The sequence below is a fragment of the Olsenella phocaeensis genome (genome assembly GCF_900120385.1).
Taxonomy (GTDB): Bacteria; Actinomycetota; Coriobacteriia; order Coriobacteriales; family Atopobiaceae; genus Olsenella_I; species Olsenella_I phocaeensis.
On the sequence record NZ_LT635513.1, the window covers coordinates 1 to 4,031 of the forward strand.

Sequence of the window (4,031 nt, forward strand, 5' to 3'; positions counted from 1 at the left end):
TGGCGGGCGGCTCCGCCCTCATGGCACCGGACGACCTGAGGTCGCAGGCGACCGAGAGGACCCTGCGCGTCGCGTCCGGGACCCTGCGTCAGATGTCCGCCGGCCTCAGCCCCGAGAGCGCCATGGCCGTCTGCCAGCTGGTCCTTCCCGAGACCACGGCATCGGCCATAGCCATCAGCGACGACAGGCGGACCATCGCCTTCGTGGGCGACGACCTCTCGGGATTCAAGGTCGGTGCCCCCAACAGCGACCCCACCCGCGAGGTCCTGTCCAGCGGACACGTGCAGACCTTCACCAACCTCGACTGGGACGAATGGGCCGACATGGAGGTCGGGCTCTCGCGCGATGCCCGCGAGCAGGTGCTTCCCGTGGGCATCATCGCGCCGCTCGAGGTGGCGGGCCGACCCGTGGGGACCTTCAAGCTCTACTACCGCCACGGCCGGGACGTGGACCGCACCCAGCTCGCCATTGCGCGCGGCTTCGCGGAGCTCCTTTCTACGCAGCTCTCTGCCTACGAGCTCGACCGCCAGGCGGAGCTCACGGCACGTGCCGAGGTCAAGGCCCTGCAGGCCCAGATCAACCCGCACTTCCTCTTCAACGCGCTCAACACGATGGCGTCGCTCACGAGGACCGACCCCTCCCGCGCCCGCGAGCTCCTGCGCGAGTTCGCCGTCTTCTATCGTCGTACGCTCGAGAGCTCCGAGCAGCTTATCCCCCTCGAGGAGGAGCTGGAGCAGACCAGGCGCTACCTCAAGATAGAGAAGGCGCGCTTCGGCGACGACCGTATCGTCGAGACCGAGCGCGTCGAGCCCGGATGCGGTAAGGTGCGGGTTCCGGGCTTCCTCGTGCAGCCCATCGTGGAGAACGCGGTGCGCCACGCCATGAGCGACGAGGGACCGCTCCACATCGACGTGCAGGTTGTCTCGGACGGGGGAGACGTGCTCATCGCCGTCGCCGACGATGGCCTCGGCATGAGCGAGGAGGTCGCCAACGGACTGCTCGAGGCCAGCGCCGAGGGCAGGGGCATGTCCCAGAGCGACAAGGGGACCGGCATCGCCCTGCGCAACGTGGCCGAGCGCATCGAGCGCTTCTTCGGCATGGGGTCGGGGGTCGAGATCATGAGCCGTGAGGGTGCGGGCACCTGCGTCACGCTGCGGCTTGTGGGAGCCGCACCCACAGGGGGCGCGGGCTAGCGCCAACAGGCGTAAGATGGTGAATTGGGCCCTGACGTGGTCATTTTGGTATTCGTAGGCATTCGGTTACCGCCGCCGGCGGAAGAAAGTTGGCTGATTGCATGCTTAACGTTCTGATCGTAGACGACGAGGCTCCCGCCCGTTCCGAGCTCAGGTTCCTCCTGGACGAGACCGGGAGGGTCGAGTCCGTCGAGGAGGCGAGCAGCGCGCGCGAGGCCGTCGAGGCACTTGTGCGCAGCAAGGAGGGTGCCGAGCGCCATCCCGATGTGCTCTTCCTGGACATCTCGATGCCCAAGACCTCTGGCATGCAGCTCGCCGAGGCGCTGAGGAAGCTCAAGAACCCGCCTGCCGTGGTCTTCGTCACCGCATACAGCGAGTACGCGCTGGACGCCTTCAACGTCGACGCGGTCGACTACCTCATGAAGCCGGTCGAGACCGATCGCCTCTCCCAGGCCCTCGACAAGGTCGAGGCGCGCCTCAAGCCCGCTCCCAGCACCCGCGTCTCCATCGAGCGAATTCCGGTGGAGAAGGGCGGACGCAAGGTGCTGGTCCCCGTCGACCAGATTCGCTTCATCGAGGCGAAGGACGACTACTCCTGCATCTACACCGACGAGGACCGCTTCCTCTCGACCATCTCCCTGGCCAAGCTCGAGCAGAGGCTCGTGCCCCATGGCTTCTTCAGGGTGCATCGCGGCTACATCGTGAACCTCGACCACGTGGAGGACGTCGAGGTCATTTCCAGCGGAATCCTGCAGCTGGGCCTCAAGGGCATTCCCGAGAAGAAGATCCCCGTCTCGCGCCGCCGCGTGGTCGCGCTCAAGCGCGCCCTGGGCATCTAGGCCGCCGACAAGACGGACCCGACGGGAGTTCCATGCGCTACGACATAGTCTCTGACACCCACGGCCACCTCTCCGCAGAGTTGCTCCGGGCACTTGAGGGCGCTGACGTTATAGTGCACGCCGGTGACATGTGCTCGACGGCGGACGCGCGCCGCCTGGAGCGGATAGCCCCCCTGAAGCTCTGCAAGGGCAACAACGACTGGGGCTACGACTACGGCCCTTTCGTGGGCAACGTCACCCATTTCTTCGCCAGCGGCCTGCGCTGGCAGGTCTGCCACTACCAGGAGAGACTCGACCTCGAGGTCTGCGACGTCGCCATCTGCGGACACACGCACCGCCCCCTCCTGGAGCGAGACTCCCGCACGGGAGTCCTGGTCATGAACCCGGGGAGCCCCAGCCTGCCCCGTGGCGGCGGCCCGACCATGGGCAGAATCATCGCGGAGGACGGCAGACTGCTCAAGGCAGAGATCGTAGGCCTGTGAGCGATTCCGAGCCAGGATGAGGCGCACCTCTCGCCTGGAAGGGGCGAGAGGTACGAGCTTCCCGTTGCCGGCTGGGTGCCGGGGGCTATGGCTCTTGCGCCGCCCGACGCTCCGGCCCATGTCCCTCGGGCAGGAACATGGGCACGAAGATGCGGGTGTACGCGCAGAGCCAGGCGATGGACACGCAGAATCCGGCAATCACGTCCGATGCGTAATGGACGCCCAGATAGATGCGGCTCAGGCCGACGGCGACGATGACCAGCGAGAGCCCGCCCATGCAGAGGACCTTCACGAAGCGGTCCCCCTCGTAGCGCCAGACCATCCACACCAGGAGCCCGTAGAACGCCATCGCCACCATGGAGTGGCCGGAGGGGAAGCTATAGCCGGACTCCGCGATGAGCCGGTAGCCCTCGGGTCGGGGTCGCTGCACGAGCTCCTTGAGCACCAGGTTGAGCGCAAGCGCCAGAGCAAGGTTGACCGCGGCGCAGAGGCCGGGACGCCTTCCGGGGGCGAAGGCCTCAACGACCAGGAGCATGACGACGAGGACGACGGGAAGCGCGAGCTCGGATATGGACTGCATTATGGGAGTGAGCCACTCGCTCCTCATGTGGAGCACGACGAGGTAGTAGGCCCATCCGTCCAGGGCGAGGAGCCCGTCCTCGTGCACCTCCTCGAGCAGTGCGATGAAGCCCACCACGGCGAGGATGAGGACTATGGTCCAGAGGTTCTTGCGCACGAGGCGCCCGAAGAGGTCGAAGGTTTTACTGACGCGCTCGCCCATGTGGACCCTCCAGCCAGAGACAAAAAGAGACGGACGCGTGGGCGTCCGCCTCCAAGGGTATTACTTCGGGCTGCCAAGGGGCTGCCCTTCTCAAAAGGCCTAGAGGTTGGCGTTGAGCTCGCTCAGGAGGTCAGCCTTGGGCATGTTGCCCACCATGGTATGGGCGGGCTTCCCGTCCTTGAAGAGGATCAGGGTGGGGATGCTCACGATCTGGAAGCGCTGGGCGAGCTCGCCCTCGTCGTCGACATTGCACTTGTAGAGGACCATCTTGTCGGACAGCTCGTCGGCGACCTGTTCGACGACGGGACCCAGGGCGCGGCAGGGGCCGCACCAGGAGGCCCAGAAGTCCACCAGGACGGGCTTGTCGGAGTTGGCGAGGACAGAGTCGAACTCGGCGTTGGTGATAGCGTTGGCCATTGTTGTCTCTCCTTGTGTAGGGTGCCTTGCGGCGCTTGCTCTCTGGGCGGCTTATACCCCATAGCGGTGGCATGCCGGCAGTAGAATCGATAAGTGTGGAAACGGTGACGGAAGGCGGGCAATGAGGGGCGAGCGCGAGCTAAGACGGGATGCCTACCTGCGCAAGCAGCGCTTCGAGTTGGCATCCCTCGCCGAGCGCGACGTAAACATGTCCGGAAACGCCTTCTCGTCCTGCCTCTTTGTGAAGGGGTCCCTCTCAGGGGACGAGCTCGCCGGCGGGCCGCTCTTGGGTGGTGCGGACGGCGAGGCGCTGCGCGCG

The 4,031-nt window shown here is 65.9% G+C and carries 5 protein-coding genes and 1 pseudogene; 4 read left to right on the top strand and 2 right to left on the bottom strand.

Going from position 1 to position 4,031, the window contains the following annotated elements; all coding sequences use genetic code 11:
- The 3 genes from BQ7388_RS10555 to BQ7388_RS10565 form a co-directional block, all read left to right on the top strand.
- Positions 1-1,193, top strand: a 1,193-nt coding sequence (locus BQ7388_RS10555) for a sensor histidine kinase (RefSeq protein WP_072500632.1), incomplete at its 5' end; no start/stop codon positions are given.
- 101 nt (positions 1,194-1,294) lie between these two features.
- Positions 1,295-2,032: a LytR/AlgR family response regulator transcription factor gene (locus BQ7388_RS10560; protein ID WP_062531563.1), complete on the top strand. Its 738-nt coding sequence runs from the start codon at positions 1,295-1,297 to the stop codon at positions 2,030-2,032.
- A gap of 32 nt (positions 2,033-2,064) precedes the next feature.
- Entirely contained in the window at positions 2,065-2,514 is a 450-nt protein-coding gene (locus tag BQ7388_RS10565; protein WP_062531564.1) for a YfcE family phosphodiesterase, read from the top strand.
- Between the two features lie 85 nt (positions 2,515-2,599).
- Here BQ7388_RS10565 and BQ7388_RS10570 read toward each other — a convergent pair whose 3' ends face one another.
- Both BQ7388_RS10570 and trxA read right to left on the bottom strand, forming a co-directional pair.
- Positions 2,600-3,295: a phosphatase PAP2 family protein gene (locus tag BQ7388_RS10570; protein WP_009278324.1), complete on the bottom strand. Its 696-nt coding sequence runs from the start codon at positions 3,293-3,295 to the stop codon at positions 2,600-2,602.
- A gap of 99 nt (positions 3,296-3,394) precedes the next feature.
- The gene (gene trxA / locus BQ7388_RS10575) at positions 3,395-3,712 is read right to left on the bottom strand and encodes a thioredoxin (protein WP_009278325.1); all 318 of its coding nucleotides are present in this window, start codon (positions 3,710-3,712) and stop codon (positions 3,395-3,397) included.
- Positions 3,713-3,833: 121 nt separating this feature from the next.
- Here trxA and BQ7388_RS10580 point away from each other — a divergent pair.
- Positions 3,834-4,031 (top strand): annotated as a pseudogene (locus tag BQ7388_RS10580) (hypothetical protein); the annotation flags it as partial.